Source organism: Flavobacterium sp. RSSA_27, from assembly GCF_051547125.1.
Taxonomy (GTDB): Bacteria; Bacteroidota; Bacteroidia; order Flavobacteriales; family Flavobacteriaceae; genus Flavobacterium.
The window spans coordinates 244,398-263,184 of sequence record NZ_JBPTTN010000002.1; the positions used below are offsets into that span (position 1 = coordinate 244,398).

Genomic DNA, 18,787 nt, shown 5'->3' on the forward strand with positions numbered 1-18,787 from the left:
AACTATTACTAAATCATTTTGAACTTTTTTCTTCAACTTTTTTAACTCAACCAGATTATGAAAAAATTCCTTTTTATATTACTTATTACAAGTATTTCCTATGCTCAAAGAACAAATGAGAGGTTTTTTTCTTTTTCACTCGCATTTGATGTAGAAAATTTGATCGTAGGAAGTAAGCCAACCAATTTTGAAAGTGCCTTCAATTATTTTATTCAAGCCTCTAGAGTTTCTCGAAATTTTGAAATCAATTTAGGCTATGAAAGATTCAATAGAATTAATTTTAGTAAAAACACTATTGGATTTGGATATCATATTCCGTTTTCATTTGATATAGGCAATAAAGAAATTAATTCGCGCATTATTCTATCTACACAACCTACTCTAATCAATAGATGGAGTACATGGGGCGGTGGACTTTCTGAAAATTATAGAAAATCGTATTTTTCTGTGGGAGTAAGTTTTGCTTATCGTTTAGACATTTCAAAGTCATTTGCTTTAGAATACATGTTTAATGCCTTGCCGAGAGAAGATATTTATCATGTTTATGGAAATTCAGGTTGGAAAGGAAGAGCTAGTATTAACGGTATTCCAGTTGTAGGGAGTAATTTCTTTAAAATGGTGTATAAATTGCATTATTAAAATACTGTACTATCCCTTAATAGTCCTGCCTATTTAAGTCACAAATAAATTCGTTTTTCTGAAGTAAACCCACTATTTTTGGGAGCATTAAATTCTACTGAAAATGATTCCAAAAAACTTCCTACGGTTACTTTACATTATTAACCTTTTAAGTATAAACTATAGTTTTTCCCAAAAAAAAGACCATTTTCCAAAAAATGAATTTAGAGGTATTTGGATTGCTACTGTTGTAAATATAGATTGGCCAAATAAAAGTAGTGATGAAGTTGCCAAACAGAAAGCGGATTATATACAAATTCTTGACACTTATCAAAAACTTAACTATAACGCAGTTATTGTTCAAATTAGAAGTGTAGGAGATGCTTTTTATCCTAGTGAATTAGCTCCTTGGTCTCGATTTTTGACAGGAAAAGAAGGAGTAGCACCAGATCCTTATTACGATGTTTTGGAATGGATGATTGAAGAAGCACATCAAAGAGGATTCGAATTCCACGCTTGGCTGAATCCCTATCGTGCCACTTTCGACTTGAATAAAGCACAACTAAGCCCAAATCATGATATTTTCAAGTATCCTGAATGGATGATTACTTATGGGGGTAAAATATATTACAATCCTGCACTTCCCGAAGTCCAAAATCATTTAGCAAAAGTTGTTGAAGAAGTGGTGGTAAAATATGATATAGATGCTATTCACTTTGATGATTATTTTTATCCTTATAAAATTAAAGGTGAAGAATTTAACGACACCGCATCTTTCAAAAAATATGGTAATGGAATGAATCTCGCAGATTGGCGTAGAAACAATGTAACTACATTTGTCAAAACCATTCATTCAGTCATCAAAAATCATAAACCTTGGGTGCAATTTGGTATCAGCCCTTTTGGTGTTTGGAGAAATAAATCGATGGATCCTAAAGGTTCTGATACCCAATCAGGACAAACCAATTATGATGATTTGTATGCCGATCCCATTCTTTGGATGCAAAACAAATGGATAGATTATCTATTACCTCAATTGTATTGGAGCATTGACCATAAAACCGCTTCTTATGCCAAACTACTAAAATGGTGGTCCGAAAACACTAATGGTGTTAATCTCTATATGGGAAATAGTACCTATAAAATCAAAGGCGATTCGGATAAAAAGTGGAACAACATTCACGAAATCCCCAACCAAATTGACTTAACCCGAAGCTATGCTAATGTACAAGGAAATGCTTTTTATAGCGCCAAATGGTTTGTCAATACTCATCAAGATGTGAAACAATTGATACAAAATCATCAATATAAATATCCCGCAGTACCCTTTCCGGTACCTAGTTCAAAACACATTGTCATTGATATCCCAGTAGTAAATAAAATAGAAATGGATTCGGTCCATTGTACTTTTACTTTACCCATGCCACTAAATACTAAAGTACGTTATGTACTCTTGTATGGTGCTAAAAGAGAGTACAAGTTAAACATTAACGAATCAGAACATATCCTAAAAAAATATTTTATCAACCCAAAGTCTACAATTATTACTATTCGTATACCATTAAATGACTTAGATAAATACAAAGCTTTCGCACTAACTTTTATTGACTTTTATGGCAATGAAAGCAAAGAAACCATCATTGATTTACCCAAAGAAGACTAACCTTACCTTTTTTACCATTCTATGAAATCAGAAAAAAATCCTTGGTATTGGATACCACTATTAAATTTTGCATCAGGTTTTCCGTATGCCATAATCATATCTGTATCTGTTTTGATGTACAAAAATTTAGGCATCAGCAATGAAGATATTGGTATGTACACTAGTTTGCTTTACTTGCCATGGGTTATCAAACCACTTTGGAGCCCTTTTATTGATTTGCACGCTACCAAAAGAAAATGGTTTTTGGCGATGCAATTGGTCATTTCGATTGCTTTTTTAATCGTTGGATTAACCATACCCATGCAACATTTTTTTATGGTAAGTTTGGCGCTATTTTGGGTGGGTGCTTTTGCTTCTGCCTCAAATGATGTAGCTATTGATGGGTTTTATTTGTTAGCTTTAACCAAAGACAAACAATCCTTTTTTCTGGGTATTCGCAGTACTTTTTACCGTTTATCGATGCTTACTGCCAATGGTGTGATGGTACTTTTGGCTGGATTTTTAGAACAAAAATACGGTGACAAAAGCAAAGCTTGGTCGTATACTATGCTCGTGGTGGCTTTGATTATGATTTTCATCACAGTCTACAACTTTTTTATGACTCCCAACCCAGAAATTGAACAGGAATACATAAAAAGCAATGCCAATCATAAAGGAAGTTTTACTGAAGTATTCGCTACTTTTTTCCAAAAGAAACAAATAGGATTGATACTTACTTTCATTTTGGTTTATCGCTTAGGTGAATCTCAATTGATGAAGATGCTTTCTCCTTTTTTGGTGGATGAGGTTGCCAAAGGCGGAATGGGATTAAGTACCGAAGATGTTGGGATTATTTACGGAACCTTTGGAGTAGCCGCTCTAGTTATTGGCGGAATCATTGGTGGAATCGTCATCTCGAGAGACGGTCTAGGTAAATGGATGCTCCCAATGATTTTAACGATGCATTTGCCTATTATTGGGTTTGTTCTTTTATCCCATTTTCATCCAAGCTCTGTCCTTTATATATACATCACAGTTGTTTTAGAACAATTCGGCTATGGTTTTGGTTTTGCTGCTTTTATGATGTATTTAATTTATGTCGCCGAAGGAGAATCTAAAACCTCTCACTATTCTATTGCCACTGGATTTATGGCTTTAGGAATGATGCTTCCTGGAATGGCAAGTGGATATATTCAAGAGTATTTGGGCTATGGTAACTTCTTCATTTGGGTATTTTTAGCAACAATTCCTGGAATTATTTTATCTCGCTTTTTGATTTTTCCTTATGATTTTGGAAAAAAAGAAACAGAAAAACACTAATGTATCGCATGACAACCGAACAAAAAATAGGACAATTCTTTTTTCCTGCCGTATTCATTAACGACAGCGAAGAAAATATTCAGGCAACAGAACACTTGATTCGTGAATACAATATTGGCGGCTTGACCTTTTTTCATAGTCGAGCTAGTGCAGCTACCAACTATGAAGGCAACAAAAAAATTGAATTCAATGATGAGAGTTACGAGCGATTAAAAGCCTTAATTGTTCGTTACCAAAAAGCAGCTAAAACTCCGCTATTGATGAGTATAGATGCCGAATGGGGTTTGGCAATGCGCGTTGAAAAAACACCTCAATATCCTTATGCCATTACACTTGGAGCTATTCCTGTTGAAGAGAAAGAATTAGTCTATGAAATTGGAAAACAAATTGGAAAGGACTTACAATCGGCTGGTATTCATTATAATTTGGCTCCTTTAGCGGACATAAACACCGATCCAAACAATCCTGTAATTGGGTATCGCTCTTTTGGAGAAGACAAATACAAAGTCGCCTCCTTTGCTTTGGAGTACTTAAAAGGAATGAAAGCTAGTGGAATTTTAGGATGTTTAAAACACTTTCCAGGTCACGGTAATACCAATGTCGATTCGCATTTGGGACTACCTATTCTGAATGAAAACTTAGATGAATTACTATCGAATGAATTAGTTCCTTTCGTTAAAGGAATTGATAACAAAGTCGACTCCATAATGATTGGGCATTTGGCGGTTCCTGCTCTGAATAATGGAGCAAATACATCGGCTACACTTTCAAAAGCAGTGATTGAAGGATTGCTTAGAGAACAATTAGGATATGATGGCTTAGTTATTTCGGATGCGTTGAATATGCATAGTGTTTCTAAACTGTACCCAACTAAAGGTATATTGGAATGGGAAGCCTTTAATGCTGGAAACGATGTGTTGTGCTTTGCAGAAAATGTCCCCGAAGGGATTCAGGAAATTTTAAAAAGAGCTGACATCACAAGGATTGAAGCCAGTTTTGAACGTATTTGGAAATGCAAAATACAAGCTGGATTGATTGCCGAAAACAAAATTGAAACCACTGATTTAGACTGGAAAGCTACAGCTATAATCAACCAGAAATGTGCAGAAAAAGCGATTACTTTGGTCAAAAATGATAGCACCTCAACCATAACTGACTTCATTAGCAATGGTGGAAGCGTAGCAAAAGTGAGTGTGTATAGAGAAAGTGACAATCCATTCTTTAAAGGATTAGAAAACAAAATTAAGGGCGATTCCTTTTCGATAGCGTTAGGAGCCGATAATCTGGAGGAAAAACTAAAGGCGATAGACAAATATGATACTTTGTTCATTGCATTATTTGTACCGAAAGCCAAACCATTGGCTAATTTTGAAATTGAAGATACAATCATTACTTGGATAAGCGAAGTGGTATTGACTAAGAAAGTAGTGTTTCATTTGTTTGGAAATCCGTATGCGCTGCAAGTGCTTCCGAATATTTTGTCTTCCAAAATTGTTGTTGTTGCGTATCAAGACCTTATTGAATTTCAAGAAGTAGCAGCACAAAAAATTGCATTGAACCAAACGTACGAAGGAACTTTGCCTGTCACTTTGCTTTTGAAATAACAAAATTTTAAAAATACTTTTAAAGGATAACAAAATAGAGTTGTCTTTTTTTTTTTTTTTTTTTTTTGACTTATTATGGGAGTAGAAATCCTTTGGCTTGAATGGTTTTTTGTGGGTGTGTAAGAGTGCCTATCCCGACACTTCGGGACTCTTTTACAGCTCAGTCAAAAAAAGCACACAAGACGCAGATTACTTCCTCTATTCTATATCTCGGTTCTAGTATATTGAGAGATGAAGTTTCTAAAAAAATAAAGGGTATCGAATGGGAGTAAGTGTTCTGAAAACTTATGAGTCCGCAAACGTTGGAGTAGAATTTTTTTCTTTCAAAAAGCATAAGGCGTTCCTTATTGTGGCTGGGTTCGGGACTTTTTGCTTATTTTTATAGTTACAAAAAAAAATAGTATCCAAATGAAACAATTATTTTCCTTACTGCTCTTATGTTGCATGAACTTGGTGTCCGCACAAAGGGTGGAATCGCCAACTGGAACTTTGGCGCTTACGTTTCAGCTTACGCCCGATGGTCAACCGACTTATGCGGTGAGCTACAAAAATAAACCTGTGGTGCTGTCTAGCGCTTTGGGGGTGAGTCTAAAAGATAAAACGGCTTTGGTAAATCATTTTGAAGTGACAGGTACAACGACTCACGCGGTCAAAGAAACTTGGGAGCCGGTACTAGGTGAACAAGCACAAATCGTGAACCATTACAACGAATTGATTGTAACTTTGGTACAGAAAGATGCAAAAGTGAAACTCAATTTGGTCTTTAGAGCCTTTGACGAAGGAGTGGCGTTTCGCTATGATTTTCCTAAACAAGAAAACCTGAACTATTTTATCATTTCGGACGAAAAAACCGAATTCAATTTGACCGAAAACAATAAAGTGTTCTGGATTCCGGGTGATTTTGATAGCAATGAATACGTGTACAACGAAACCAAATTCTCCGAAATTGACAACGAAAAACTGAACCTTAACAACGGAATCGGCGTAAAATCCATTCCAGGAAAATACACAGTGCAAACGCCTTTGCAAATGAAATCGCCTTCAGGGCTGTACCTCAATATTTTTGAGGCGGCGGTGGTGAATTATCCCGTAATGCATTTGGATGCCAACGTGCAAAAGTACACGCTAAAAGCCAATTTGGTGCCCAACGCTATTGGAGACAGAGCCTATTTGCAAGCACCTTGTGTTTCGCCTTGGCGTACGATTATGGTCAGCGATGATGCCCGAAAAATTGTGAGTTCCAAAATGATTTTGAACCTAAACGAACCCTCTAAAATAGAAGATACTTCTTGGATAAAACCGATGAAATATGTGGGGATTTGGTGGGAAATGCACGTGGGTAAATCGACTTGGGATTATGCGGGTTCTCAAAATGCACAAAACGCTGCGGGCAATCCAATTCCAACAGGCAAACACGGCGCAACTACCGAAAACACCAAACGTTATATTGATTTTGCCGCCAAACACGGTTTTGACGGCGTGTTGGTTGAAGGTTGGAACGTAGGTTGGGAAGACTGGGTAGGCAACTGGAAAGAGGATGTTTTTGATTTTACGACACCTTACCCTGACTTTAATTTGGCAGAAGTTTCGGCCTACGCCAAAGCAAAAAACGTAAAAATGATCATGCACCACGAGACTTCGGGTTCTGTGGGCAACTACGAACGCCACTTGGACCGCGCTTTAGATTTGATGAAGAAATTCGACTATCCTGCGGCCAAAACAGGCTATGTGGGCAAAATTATTCCGCGTGGCGAATTCCACGACGGGCAAGCGATGGTGAATCATTTTAATTTTGTAGCGCGTCGCTTTGCCGATAACAAATTGATGGTCAACTCACACGAATGTTCGCACCCAACAGGTTACAGCCGAACTTATCCTAACTACATCGCGGCCGAATCAGCTCGTGGGAACGAATTCAACGCTTGGAGCAACGGAAATCCACCAGCACACGAAACTATTTTGCCTTTCACGCGTCAGTTGGGCGGCCCTATGGATTACACTCCAGGGATTTTTGAAATCAAAATGAGCTACTACGATAAAAACAAATCCGAGCAAGTCCACACCACTTTGGCGAAACAATTGGCCTTGTATGTGACGATGTATTCTCCCTTGCAAATGGCGGCCGACTTGATTGAAAACTACGAGAAATATCCCGATGCTTTTCAGTTCATCAAAGACGTGGCGTTGGATTGGGACGAAAGCTTGTATCTAGAAGCAGAACCCGGCGATTATCTTACCGTGGCCAGAAAAACTAAAGGCAAAGACACTTGGTTCTTAGGTGCCATCACCGATGAAAATGCCCGAACTACCGAAATCAAATTGGACTTCCTAACTAAAGGTAAAAAATACAAAGCCATCATCTACCAAGACGCCAAAAATGCACATTGGGAGAATAACCCAATTGCTTACACCATCAAAACACAAGTAGTAACATCGGCTACCAAACTCAAACTGCAATTGGCCGCTGGGGGAGGAACCGCCATTAGTTTCGAACCACTGCCTTAACTTTTAAGAGCAGACGTAGGCGGAGCACCTCACGCTTCGTCCCGCTCTCCGCTATATCTTTTTCACAAAAGTACCTAGTAGTAACCCACTACTAGGTTTTTTTGTAAAAAAGGATGCCGCTGCGATCTGGGCTTGGGGAGACGTCTCATTTTTTAAGGGGTTTGTGTAATTTTATAATTGAAATTCGATGCATTAATACATAACAGATCAAAAACACAACGGATTAAATAAAATGTATAAAAACACAACGGATTAAAATCCGTTGCTACAAAATGTTCCTTTCCTCCGGAACTTCTACATTATATTGAGAGTTGTAGACTCGATACATTTTGTAAGGCTGGACTTCAGTCCAGTTTCAGCTGCTACAAAATGTTCCTTTCCTTCGGAACTTCTACATTATATTGAGAGTTGTAGACTCGGTACATTTTGTAAGACTGGACTTCAGTCCAGTCCAAACAAAGTAAATCGAAAAAGAGCCGAAGGCTCGATGTATCCCAAACACAACAACCTTAAACTTTAAACAATCTTAAACCTTAAACAACCCCAAACCATTTTTTAAACAAACTACCTCATAATTCATAAACTTTCCCGAAATTGCCACCAACTATAATGTTCCAAAAACAACCTAAAACTATGAAGAAAACTTTTTTTACAGCCCTATTGCTAAGCTTTGGCGGAGTCGTTTTTTCTCAAACATCAGATGAGTTGCAACTCAAAGCCATTTACCAATCGGCATTGACCAAAGGGCAAGCCTACCAATGGCTGGACTATCTTTCTAACCAAATCGGACACCGCTTATCAGGCTCTGATAATGCCGAAAAAGCAGTACAATACACCAAAACACAGCTAGAAAGCTTAGGATTAGATAAGGTATTTTTGCAAGAAGTGATGGTGCCAAAATGGGTGCGTGGTGCTAAAGAAACCGCTTATATCAAAGATGGAAAAAACAAAATTGAAGTGCCAATTTGCGCTTTGGGAGGTTCAATTGCTACACCGAAAAAGGGTTTGCTGGCACCCGTAATCGAAGTGCATAGTATCAAAGAATTAGAAATCTTAGGAACGGCTTTGAAAGGAAAAATTGTCTTTTATAACCGCCCAATGGACGCAGAACAAATCGAAACTTTTAAAGCTTACGGGCATTGTGTAGATCAGCGTTCTTCTGGTGCTAGAGAGGCAGCAAAGTATGGTGCAGTGGGAACGATTGTGCGTTCTATGAATTTGCGTTTGGATGATTTTCCGCATACAGGTAACCAAAGTTATGGCGACTTACCGCAAGCACAATGGATTCCTACAGCAGCTATCAGTACCAATGGAGCCGAGTTGTTAAGCAAGAAGTTGAAAGAAAACCCACAAGTGCAATTTTATTTTAAGCAATCCTGTGAACAAATGGCCGATGTGTTGTCTTATAATGTAGTGGGCGAACTAAAAGGAAGCGAAACCCCCGAAAATATTATGGTTGTAGGTGGTCATTTGGATTCTTGGGATTTAGCCGATGGTTCTCACGATGATGGGGCAGGAGTGGTGCAAAGTATGGAAGCCTTACGCATTTTGAAACAGCTGAATTTTAAACCCAAAAATACTATTCGTGTTGTGTTGTTCATGAACGAAGAAAATGGGAACCGTGGCGGAAAAAAATATGCGGAATTGGCACAAACCAACAAAGAAAATCATGTTTTTGCTTTAGAAAGTGATTCGGGAGGCTTTTCTCCTAGAGGTTTCTCATTCGAATGCAATGACGAGGAGTTTGCTAAATTTAACAGTTGGAAGGAGTTATTTGAACCTTATTTGATTCATAGTTTTGTAAAAGGACATGGCGGAACTGATATTGGGCCATTGTCGTCCAAACATATCGTCAAAGCTGGGCTAAAACCCGATTCTCAACGCTATTTTGATTACCATCACGCGGCCAACGATACCTTTGATGCCATCAACAAAAGAGAATTGGAATTGGGAGCAGCTACTATGGCTTCTTTGTTGTATTTGATGGATCAAAAAGGCTTGTAACTATGAAACCCGCTGAAGCCTATATTTTCAATCAGCCGCACTTGTACCAGAGTATTATGTTGCATTTACTTCAGGTGATTCAGCAAAATGTATCCGATACTGAGTTGTTGTTCAAATGGGGCATTCCATATGTGTACTATAAGAAGAAACCTTTTTGCTATTTGGCGCCCAATCATATGAAAGGATATGTGGATTTGGGTTTTGCCAAAGGATTTCAATTGCAACGTAACCAATCAAATCTAGTGGATGAAAAGCGAAATACTGTAAAATCGCTACGTTATACTAGTTTAGAAACTATTGATCACGAAGTTTTACTCGATGTACTCGCTGAAGCCGTCGATTTATAGTAACGAAAAAAGTCCTCGGAATGCTCGAGGACTTTTTTGTTTCAAGGTCGCTAAAGGACTTTTTGATATTATTGAATTTCTTTCTCTTGGCTTTCCTTACGCTCCAATAAAGCCATATAAAATCCGTCAAATCCAGATTCAGAAGCCAATATTTTATGGTCTTTGATAAAAGTGAATTCTTTTCCGATGTCTGTGGTTAAGAAACGTTTCACTTGTTCTTGATTTTCAGAAGGAAGAATGGAACAAGTAGCGTATACAAGTTTTCCACCTGGTTTTACAATTTTAGAATAACTTTCTAAAACTTCCGACTGAACTTTTCGGATATTATCGATAAACTCAGGTTGTAATTTCCATTTTGAGTCTGGATTTCTTTTTAAAACACCAAGTCCGCTACATGGAGCATCGATTAAAACTCTATCGGCTCTTTGATGTAGTTTTTTGATGACTTTGGTCGAATCAATAATACGGTATTCAATATTGAAAGCTCCGTCTCTTTTGGCTCTTAGCTTTAATTGTTTGAGTTTGCTTTCATACAAATCCATGGCAATTAATTGTCCTTTGTTTTCCATTAAAGCAGCTATATGCAAAGTTTTTCCACCAGCACCAGCGCAAGTATCTACCACTCTCATTCCGGGTTTCACATCTAGAAAAGCAGCTACAAGTTGTGAATTAGCATCTTGAACTTCAAACAAACCTTCTTTGAAAGCTTCCGTCAAAAACACATTGGCTCTTTCTTTTAACACTAACGCTTCTGGTTGGTCTTTAAGTATCTCAGTATCAATGTTCAAATCCATCAAAATGGCTCTTAATTTCTCTCGAGTTGTTTTTAATGTATTCACTCTTAGTACTACTTTTGCAGGTTGGTTTTGTGCTGCAATTTCTTTTGCCCAAACTTTTTCTCCTAGTTCTTTGACTCCAAGTTCATCCATCCAATCTGGAATTGATTCTTTGAAGGTTCTAATTTTGGAAAGTTCATCAAAACGTCCTTTTATTTTGCGCTCTGGAGTACCTTCTAATTGTCTCCAATCTGGAATGGGATACCCTCTTAATACGGCCCAAACAGCAAACATTCTCCAAAGATTATCTCTGTCGAATGGTTCTTTTACTTCGGCAATTTCAGCATATAGTCGTTTCCAACGAACAATTTCATAGATGGTTTCGGCAACAAATTTACGGTCGGCACTTCCCCAACGTTTGTCTTTTTTTAAAGAACGCGCTACTACTTTGTCAGCATATTCGCCTTCATTGAATATGGCATTTAAAGCATCAATAGTAGTATAAACTAAATTTCTGTGTAATCTCATTTTGAATTATTGAACTGCAAAGGTACTATTTATTGATTGAAAGTTAAATTTTTAGTTAGTATTGTTTGTTTTACTATTTCTTGAGCATAAAAAAAGCACTGATTGTACAGTGCTTTTTGGTGATTTGCATAAGAATTTTATTTGATCCTTTTGAGTCCTAAACTTTCGGGAGCATGAAGCACCATAGGGAATTTTTCAATTTTTACAGAGCTACTGTCTAAGCCAAAGGCACTCTCTTCGGATAAACTCAATTTCTTGATTAAGAAATAAGAGTTCATGATGATTTTTTCATGCCATAATAAATCGGAATCATTGGATAAGAATTTTTCTGACAAGACAAACTTGAAATCACCTACAATATTGTTTTTGTGTAAGGATTCATATCTACTAGTAACATCTACTTCTCCTTTTTTAACCATATCAATGATTACTTCACGGAACATGAGGTTTATTTTGGTAGGTTCTCTAAAACCAAGATTGAAATCTACTCGGTACAAATCGTCTTTCACAATTTCGGTTACTTTGTATTCTTTTTTATAAGGCTCATTGAGTACATTTACATGCACAAACCAATAAATATCAGCTCTTTTAGGTCTTTTTTGTAGAATTGAATAAGTGACTTTTTCTTCAATTTCATCAACTCGACCTGCATTAGTCATATAAACTAAATGTGTTGCATATTTTGGGATTGTTAAATCATTACTCAATTCAACCAAAACTTTTTTGAAGTCTTCAATTTTGACTATTTTAGTATAATTCTTGTTGATTTTCTTTGCTAAATACCAAATGGTCATAACTGAAATTAATAAGATCGCAATGAACAAAGTAACATAACCTCCTTCTGCAAATTTGGTGATATTGGCTGCTAAGAAACTGAATTCAATCAACAAATATATTGTAATCAAGGGCATGAAAAAATACCATTTTACACGCTTCATGATTAAATAATAGTTCAGTAAAATGGTGGTCATAATCATGCAAAGGATTATGGCTAGTCCATAGGCATGTTCCATATTGCTCGATTCTTTAAAATGCAATACAATACCTATACATCCTGCTAACAAAAGCCAGTTAATAGACGGAATGTATAGTTGGCCTTTTAACTCGGTGGGGTACTTAATTCTAACTTTTGGCCAGAAATTCAAACGCATAGCTTCATTGATAAGGGTAAAAGAACCACTTATTAAAGCCTGTGAAGCAATTACGGCAGCAAGTGTAGCAATGACGATGCCTATTGGTTGAAACCAACTTGGCATTATTAGATAAAATGGATTCCCATTTTTACCACCCAATGACTGTAAGGTTTCACCTCCGTGTTGAATTAAATAAGCAGCTTGGCCGAAGTAATTTAATACCAAGGCTGTTTTGACAAATGTCCAACTAATTCTAATGTTTTTTCTCCCACAATGCCCCATGTCTGAATACAAAGCTTCAGCTCCGGTGGTACATAAGAAGACAAAACCTAATACAAAAAATCCATCAGGATGTATAGATAACAAATGATAGGCGTAATAAGGATTGATGGCTTTGAATACGTCTAGATGGTTGATGATTTGTAAGCCCCCTAAAATTGCAAGCATACTGAACCAAAGGGTCATAGTAGGAGCAAAAAATTTCCCTACTAGTTTAGTGCCAAACTGTTGGATGGTAAATAAAATAACCAAAATAGCAATGACAATGGGAACGGTATTGATTTCAGGATTAAAGGTTCTTATTCCCTCTACAGCCGAAGATACTGAGATAGGAGGGGTAATAATACCATCAGCCAAAAGAGCACTTCCTCCAATAATAGCTGGTACAATTAGCCAAGAAATTTTAGTTTTTTTAACTAAAGCATATAGGGCAAAAATTCCACCTTCTCCATGATTATCAGCACTCAAAGTGAGTATTACATATTTAAGGGTGGTTTGAAGGGTAAGTGTCCAAAAAACACAAGAAACTCCTCCTAAAACAACATCTGGGTCGATGATGTGTTCGCCAAGAATGGCTTTCATTACATACAATGGTGATGTCCCTATATCACCATAAATAATTCCTAAAGAAATTAATAAACCTCCAAGCGTAAATTTGCTGTGAAGGTCTTTGTGCGATGCGCTCATGGGTATTTTTTAAAAAACTGCCTCAAATTTACTGTTTTTAAATAAAACAAAGGTTTTAATTATTAAAAATTAAATAAAAAAACACGACCCTTTAGTCGTGTTTTGTTTTTTGAAGCTGTATTTAAATTCTTCGGTTTTCACCTTTGTATTCTCGTTTGCCATAAGATTTTTTTTCATTTCTAGATACATCTTTGTAAGTTTCTGAATTCCTATTTTCAGAGGGAGCTGTGGTTTTTTGTGCTGAATATTCTCTAGAACTTTGGCTTCTTCTGTTTTCAAAATTATTTTCAACCTCATTTCTTTTGGTGGATGCTCTTCTATTGTATTCAGAATTTTCAATATAGTTTCTTTTTGTCTCCTTTCTAACCGCTGTCTCTGTTCTAGCGATATTTTCATTTCTATGTTGAATGGTGTTGTCTATTGAATAATTGTTATTGTCTGCATATCTTCTAGAAGCCGAATAGTTTCTGTCTGTATTTGCTTGGTTGCGTGTACCATTTTTATTGTCACTATAAACATCTCTATTATCCCTGCTGCGTTCTAGCTCATAATGGTTAACTACATCATTGTTTCTTCTCGAAAAGGAATAGTCTGGATATCTTCTTTCAAAAGCATTATTGCGTTTGGAAGCATAGATTTGTGGTGCCCTATAGCTACTTCTGTATGAAACATATCGATACGAATTGTGAGCATTGATGCAGTGGTTGATGTTTCTTCTGTATCGATACACAGGAAACGGATTCCAAGTATAATAATAAGTAGGATAATAATTCCAATTCCATCGCGAATAGTAAGGACGATAATTACCTATCCAGAAAGAGGCATAAATCGCAGGAGTTCTGTAATAAACAGGTTCATAAATATAATTGGGGCCATACATGAAAACATCACCTACTACTTGAATGCTTATAGTATTATAACGATCTTTTTCTACATCAATAGTGGCAACATCTTGGAACATATCCCTTCCTAATACTGCTTGAATAATAATAACGTGCGTTCTATTTTCAACCGATTCAATTACTCGTAAATAATCGACTTGGTTATCATAATTCAAGTCTAAGTTTGAGAGTTGAAGTCTCGGATCATTTAACCTTCTTTCAAAATCTTGCAAATTCGAAGACTCTCCAAAAACAGAAGCTACTGCTTTTAAATCTAAATTATCACTAATTTCTCCATCTTTGGCATAAATTGTTGTTCGATCTTGAGCAGTTGAATATGCTGTCACAAGCAAGGTAATTAGAGCAAATAAAAGTAATTTAGTTTTCATAGCGGTTAGTTTTAAAGTTATGAAACGGATTATCCAATTACTATGCCAAGAATTGTTTTTAAAATCTTAGCCTATTTAATTATTATTGTATTTTAGCTTGTATAAAATGAATTAAAAATGATCCGAAATAGTTTGATTTTGTTGTTTTATAGTGTGTTATGTTTCAATAATTGCACTGCTCAAAAAAGTAAAATAAAAGATTCTTTTTTTCAAAAAATTGAAATAGATACGTTGTTTGAGGATAAAGTAAGTATTCGTTCTTTAAATGTGGATGATGGTACAATTTGGTTTGTTGCTGACCAAAATAGGTATGGATTTTATGATTTAAAAAAAAGAAAAAAGGTTGTACAAAAACTGGAAAAGGATCATTTGATATTTGAATGTAGAAGCAGTGCTATTACACCACAACATTTATTTGCCCTCACCATAGCAAGTCCGGCTTTATTGTTTAAAATTGATAAAAAAAATTGGAGTTCAGAGTTGGTATACCAAAATTCTAATGAAAAAATATTTTTTGACAGTATGCAGTTTTGGAATGCAAAAGAAGGAATAGCTCTAGGTGATCCCATCGATAACTATTTTTCAATTATTGTTACTAGAGATGGCGGAACAACTTGGCAATCCTTACCTCATAGTGTTTATTATAAGAATTATGATGATGAAGGGGCTTTTGCAGCAAGTAATACCAATATTGTGGTTCATGGGAATCATACATGGATTGTTTCTGGAGGGAAAAAAGCTAGAATTTTTTATTCATCGGACAAAGGGAAATCTTGGAGAGTTAGCGAAACTCCTATCATACAAGGGCAACAAATGACAGGGATTTTTAGTGCCGCTTTTTATGATAATTTGATTGGTTGTATTGCAGGAGGAAATTATGAATTGCCTAATCAAAATTTTGGCAATAAAGCAATCACTAAAGATGGCGGTAAAACATGGCAATTAATAGCCGATAATAGTGGTCCAGGTTATATTTCATGCGTGCAATTTGTTCCTAATAGCAACGGAAATGGACTTGTAACGGTTGGAGCCACTGGTATCCATTATTCATGGGATGGGGGGAATACTTGGAAGCAAATGAGTACGGATGCATCATTGTATACCTTACGATTTATTGATGCTTCCACTGCTATTGCAGCAGGAAAAAACAAAATGATTCGTCTCTCTTTTAAAAAATAAACCTCATAAATTCAAAGTGAACTTATGAGGCAAAATCAATTAGATGCTATTTATTTGGTTCTATTGCGATATTGGTGCAATAGTTTTCTATCGAATTCAACTTCTGATTTTCTTAGTTTTAGGATTTTTGCTGGAGGTAAGATGTTCCGTAATGCCGCATTGAATTTTTTTCTAATTAGATATAATTCTTCATCGGTACTTTCAATTTGATTTAAAAAGATAGAAGCTTCTTTGTCACTCATAGTGTCTAAAGATCCATCATTGAGTTTTTTGGCATAGGTTTTCATTTTTTGATGTCTCAATTCAAATTGTTTATCATCATAACTATTGTAAACGGGCCAAAATTTTTCAGCTTCGTCTTTTGTTAGATTGAGTTCGTTAGTTAAAAAGGCTACTTTCATAGCTTTAATTTGGTCTTTTTTTTCTTTTAATTTTTCATTTTGACCATAGATTGTTACTGAAAGTAGTAAAAATAAATACGGAAAAAGTTTTTTAATTGTCATGAGTGTTAGGTTTTGTTGTGACGATACTGTTATTCTAGTAGGAGTTGTTCTAAATTATCTTCTTTGAGTAAATGTTCTTCGATAATTTCTTTATCTGCTGATGGAGTTTCGTGGAGAGTTGCCAAATCCTCGGCTTCGAGTTCACTTATCAATTCATACTGTGTTATATTAGGTTGAAAGGCTAAGTAGTTTTCAATGCTTGTATTATCTATTTCCTCTGCTGTTTTGAAGAAACTATTATAAATTGGCAAACTCAGCGCCAGTATCAAAATAGCTGCAGCCGCAAAAAGTAATCTCTTTCTCTTTTGATATAAAGAAATCACTTTGGGCTCTTCTTTAGGAAGTTCTTGAAGGATCTTGGCTGAAAAATTTTCAAAATAATTTTCAGGGATACTAAATCCAGAGCTTATTTTCGGTTCGTTATCTACTTTAAATTCTTTCATAATGGGTTTAGACTATAGTTGTGTTAGAAGGTTTAATTTTCGGTTATATAGGCTTCAATTTTTTTGGTAGCATGATGATACGAAGCCTTTAAACCTCCTACTGAAGTTCCTAAAATATCTGAAATCTCATCGTATTTTAGATCTTCAAAATATTTCATTTTGAATATTAATTGTTGTTTTTCTGGTAAAAGTGCGATAGCTTTTTGTAATTTCAATTGAATTTCATCGCCTTCAAAATAAGTGTCTGCATGCAAATTTTCGATTGTTTTTTCCTGTAATTCTTGAGAAGTTAAGTTGTTTTTTTTTGCCTTTTGGTTCAAAAAAGTTAAGGCCTCATTGGTTGCTATACGGTACATCCATGAAAAAAGTTTACTTTCTCCTTTGAAATCTTTTAAATAACGAAAAACTTTAATAAAGGTGTTTTGCAAAACATCGTCCGCATCATCATGATTCAAAACTATGTTTCGAATGTGATGATATAAAGGTTTTTGATAGTCCTTCAATAATTGTTCGAACGCTTTATTTTGCGTTTTCGGATCTAATAATTGCTGGATAAATGCTTGTTCTTCTTGCAAGTTTTCACTTTTTTAGGGTTAGAATAGCATTTTATTAAAAGGTTTAATCCAACTTTTATTTCTTTTAGAATTCTGATGGCATTTCCTCCTCAATTGTAGTAGTAGGTTCTTTTTTTGGAGTCAAAGAACGAACAATAGGAGTTGGAACCATTTTTGGTTGTATCGGTGTATAAATATAAGTAACCCATTTTGAAGGTTGTCTCAGATCATTTCTTCCAATTGCATACACTTCAATGTGGGAAAATTTAGAATCTCTAGCAATAACTTTAGTATTAAAATAGGTTTTGGTTTGATCTAATGCTTTTTGTAAGTGTGAATAATCTCCTTTGGACACAGTTTTAATAGCTGGAAAAGAAGTTAGTTTGCCTGCAACAAACCCACTTTCAGTAATAGTAACAATTTCATTTTTTATAGGAATACAGAAAGAAAGTTTGGCTGTTTCTTTTTTTGCATCATAAAAATGATAAATAATGAAAGGTTTGCCATAGATTTCAATACCATTTTTAGTACAATATTCTATGATTTTGGAGAAAACAATTCTACTGTTTTTATTGATGTTGATTACTTTACTGCTAAAGGATTGACTGATGTAATAAGTTGACGTTTTTCGAACTTCTCCAACAACTTTAACCGAGTAAGTATTCATTTCGTAATCTAAAATCTTGTCGAGATTTTTTAGACTTTTTTCATAAACAGACCCAAGATTTCGCTCTACACCTCCTTTTAAAGCGGCCAACATTTTAAGTTCAAAGCTCAAGTAACCCTTGGTTTTCCATGTAACTTTAGTTCCGCCAACTGTGTCTTTGAAGTGCCAAAATACTTCAGATTCTGTGCCGTTATTATTCAATTTTTGAGTAATACTTTCATTAAATTTTGTACTCAAAGTTGTAATGTCTCCTGTGCCATCAGCCCCTGTCCAAGAACATGAAGCCCCGTTTCCTGAAGTAATTGAAGTATAGCTCATTTTTAAATTTTCATCTTCGAGCATCCAAGTATTAAAATCAGGCCAATTTTGAAAGTCGTTTATGTAATTGAAAACGGCTGCTTTTGGAGAATTAATGACTTTACTGCGTTCTAATTGAAATTCACCTTTTTGTGTCGCCACAAAAATAGTAGTTGCCACGATACTTAGAAGGAATAAGAGAAAAAGATATTTTACGATTTGCATGAGAATTTGAGTATAAACTTTCGTAAAGTTAGAAATATTATTCAAAAAGTAGGATTCCTTTTTAGAATTCAGACTTACTTTATTGGCAAAGTGGTAAAGTGAGGAAAAAAAACTAAGTTTTTAATGTTTAAGATAGATTTTAATAATGAACAGTAGTCCAATAAAAAGAAGAAAACCTAATAAAATTTTATAGTTTCCTTTATAAA

Annotated in this window: 15 protein-coding genes; 8 read left to right on the plus strand and 7 right to left on the minus strand. The window is 35.5% G+C overall.

From position 1 onward, the window contains the following. Window positions 1-57 precede the first annotated feature (57 nt). The 7 genes from ACSVH5_RS03920 (at window position 58) to ACSVH5_RS03950 (ending at window position 10,040) form a co-directional block, all read left to right on the plus strand. On the plus strand, window positions 58-639 hold the full coding sequence (locus tag ACSVH5_RS03920; protein ID WP_438060153.1) for a hypothetical protein: 582 nt from the start codon (window positions 58-60) through the stop codon (window positions 637-639). A gap of 103 nt (window positions 640-742) precedes the next feature. Further along, window positions 743-2,281, plus strand: a complete 1,539-nt coding sequence (locus tag ACSVH5_RS03925) for a glycoside hydrolase family 10 protein (protein WP_438060154.1) — start codon at window positions 743-745, stop codon at window positions 2,279-2,281. 21 nt (window positions 2,282-2,302) lie between these two features. Further along, a complete protein-coding gene (locus ACSVH5_RS03930; protein ID WP_438060155.1) occupies window positions 2,303-3,580 on the plus strand; it encodes an MFS transporter in 1,278 nt (425 codons plus the stop codon). An 8-nt stretch (window positions 3,581-3,588) separates the two neighbouring features. After that, a complete protein-coding gene (locus ACSVH5_RS03935) occupies window positions 3,589-5,184 on the plus strand; it encodes a glycoside hydrolase family 3 protein (protein WP_438060156.1) in 1,596 nt (531 codons plus the stop codon). A gap of 408 nt (window positions 5,185-5,592) precedes the next feature. Next, window positions 5,593-7,689: a glycoside hydrolase family 97 protein gene (locus ACSVH5_RS03940; RefSeq protein WP_438060157.1), complete on the plus strand. Its 2,097-nt coding sequence runs from the start codon at window positions 5,593-5,595 to the stop codon at window positions 7,687-7,689. Window positions 7,690-8,322: 633 nt separating this feature from the next. Next, window positions 8,323-9,693: a M20/M25/M40 family metallo-hydrolase gene (locus ACSVH5_RS03945; protein ID WP_438060158.1), complete on the plus strand. Its 1,371-nt coding sequence runs from the start codon at window positions 8,323-8,325 to the stop codon at window positions 9,691-9,693. A gap of 2 nt (window positions 9,694-9,695) precedes the next feature. Beyond that, window positions 9,696-10,040 carry a DUF1801 domain-containing protein gene (locus ACSVH5_RS03950; RefSeq protein WP_438060159.1) on the plus strand — a complete coding sequence of 115 codons (345 nt, stop codon included), beginning with the start codon at window positions 9,696-9,698 and terminating at the stop codon, window positions 10,038-10,040. A gap of 68 nt (window positions 10,041-10,108) precedes the next feature. Here the strand turns inward: ACSVH5_RS03950 and ACSVH5_RS03955 are convergent, their stop codons facing one another. The 3 genes from ACSVH5_RS03955 to ACSVH5_RS03965 all read right to left on the minus strand — a co-directional run bounded on the left by ACSVH5_RS03955 (window position 10,109) and on the right by ACSVH5_RS03965 (window position 14,713). Then, window positions 10,109-11,344 carry an RsmB/NOP family class I SAM-dependent RNA methyltransferase gene (locus ACSVH5_RS03955; RefSeq protein WP_438060160.1) on the minus strand — a complete coding sequence of 412 codons (1,236 nt, stop codon included), beginning with the start codon at window positions 11,342-11,344 and terminating at the stop codon, window positions 10,109-10,111. A 137-nt stretch (window positions 11,345-11,481) separates the two neighbouring features. Continuing rightward, window positions 11,482-13,443: a KUP/HAK/KT family potassium transporter gene (locus tag ACSVH5_RS03960; RefSeq protein WP_438060161.1), complete on the minus strand. Its 1,962-nt coding sequence runs from the start codon at window positions 13,441-13,443 to the stop codon at window positions 11,482-11,484. 121 nt (window positions 13,444-13,564) lie between these two features. Then, a complete protein-coding gene (locus ACSVH5_RS03965; RefSeq protein WP_438060162.1) occupies window positions 13,565-14,713 on the minus strand; it encodes a hypothetical protein in 1,149 nt (382 codons plus the stop codon). 117 nt (window positions 14,714-14,830) lie between these two features. On the opposite strand from ACSVH5_RS03965, the gene ACSVH5_RS03970 reads away from it, so the two are divergent. Beyond that, window positions 14,831-15,892, plus strand: a complete 1,062-nt coding sequence (locus ACSVH5_RS03970; RefSeq protein WP_438060163.1) for a WD40/YVTN/BNR-like repeat-containing protein — start codon at window positions 14,831-14,833, stop codon at window positions 15,890-15,892. A 50-nt stretch (window positions 15,893-15,942) separates the two neighbouring features. Here the strand turns inward: ACSVH5_RS03970 and ACSVH5_RS03975 are convergent, their stop codons facing one another. The 4 genes from ACSVH5_RS03975 to ACSVH5_RS03990 all read right to left on the minus strand — a co-directional run bounded on the left by ACSVH5_RS03975 (window position 15,943) and on the right by ACSVH5_RS03990 (window position 18,581). Next, window positions 15,943-16,395, minus strand: a complete 453-nt coding sequence (locus tag ACSVH5_RS03975) for a sensor of ECF-type sigma factor (protein WP_438060164.1) — start codon at window positions 16,393-16,395, stop codon at window positions 15,943-15,945. A 29-nt stretch (window positions 16,396-16,424) separates the two neighbouring features. Then, complete coding sequence (locus ACSVH5_RS03980) at window positions 16,425-16,838, minus strand: hypothetical protein (RefSeq protein ID WP_438060165.1); 414 nt, start codon at window positions 16,836-16,838, stop codon at window positions 16,425-16,427. A 32-nt stretch (window positions 16,839-16,870) separates the two neighbouring features. Beyond that, a complete protein-coding gene (locus ACSVH5_RS03985; RefSeq protein WP_438060166.1) occupies window positions 16,871-17,413 on the minus strand; it encodes an RNA polymerase sigma factor in 543 nt (180 codons plus the stop codon). 64 nt (window positions 17,414-17,477) lie between these two features. Beyond that, window positions 17,478-18,581 (minus strand): SRPBCC family protein, encoded by a 1,104-nt coding sequence (locus ACSVH5_RS03990; protein WP_438060167.1) that lies wholly within the window; start codon window positions 18,579-18,581, stop codon window positions 17,478-17,480. Window positions 18,582-18,787 lie beyond the last annotated feature (206 nt).

Coding starts and splice junctions, on each gene's coding strand:
- ACSVH5_RS03920 (WP_438060153.1), top strand. CDS start 58: ATGAAAAAATTCCTTTTTATATTACTTATTACAAGTATTTCCTATGCT.
- ACSVH5_RS03925 (WP_438060154.1), top strand. CDS start 743: ATGATTCCAAAAAACTTCCTACGGTTACTTTACATTATTAACCTTTTA.
- ACSVH5_RS03930 (WP_438060155.1), top strand. CDS start 2,303: ATGAAATCAGAAAAAAATCCTTGGTATTGGATACCACTATTAAATTTT.
- ACSVH5_RS03935 (WP_438060156.1), top strand. CDS start 3,589: ATGACAACCGAACAAAAAATAGGACAATTCTTTTTTCCTGCCGTATTC.
- ACSVH5_RS03940 (WP_438060157.1), top strand. CDS start 5,593: ATGAAACAATTATTTTCCTTACTGCTCTTATGTTGCATGAACTTGGTG.
- ACSVH5_RS03945 (WP_438060158.1), top strand. CDS start 8,323: ATGAAGAAAACTTTTTTTACAGCCCTATTGCTAAGCTTTGGCGGAGTC.
- ACSVH5_RS03950 (WP_438060159.1), top strand. CDS start 9,696: ATGAAACCCGCTGAAGCCTATATTTTCAATCAGCCGCACTTGTACCAG.
- ACSVH5_RS03955 (WP_438060160.1), bottom strand. CDS start 11,344: ATGAGATTACACAGAAATTTAGTTTATACTACTATTGATGCTTTAAAT.
- ACSVH5_RS03960 (WP_438060161.1), bottom strand. CDS start 13,443: ATGAGCGCATCGCACAAAGACCTTCACAGCAAATTTACGCTTGGAGGT.
- ACSVH5_RS03965 (WP_438060162.1), bottom strand. CDS start 14,713: ATGAAAACTAAATTACTTTTATTTGCTCTAATTACCTTGCTTGTGACA.
- ACSVH5_RS03970 (WP_438060163.1), top strand. CDS start 14,831: ATGATCCGAAATAGTTTGATTTTGTTGTTTTATAGTGTGTTATGTTTC.
- ACSVH5_RS03975 (WP_438060164.1), bottom strand. CDS start 16,395: ATGACAATTAAAAAACTTTTTCCGTATTTATTTTTACTACTTTCAGTA.
- ACSVH5_RS03980 (WP_438060165.1), bottom strand. CDS start 16,838: ATGAAAGAATTTAAAGTAGATAACGAACCGAAAATAAGCTCTGGATTT.
- ACSVH5_RS03990 (WP_438060167.1), bottom strand. CDS start 18,581: ATGCAAATCGTAAAATATCTTTTTCTCTTATTCCTTCTAAGTATCGTG.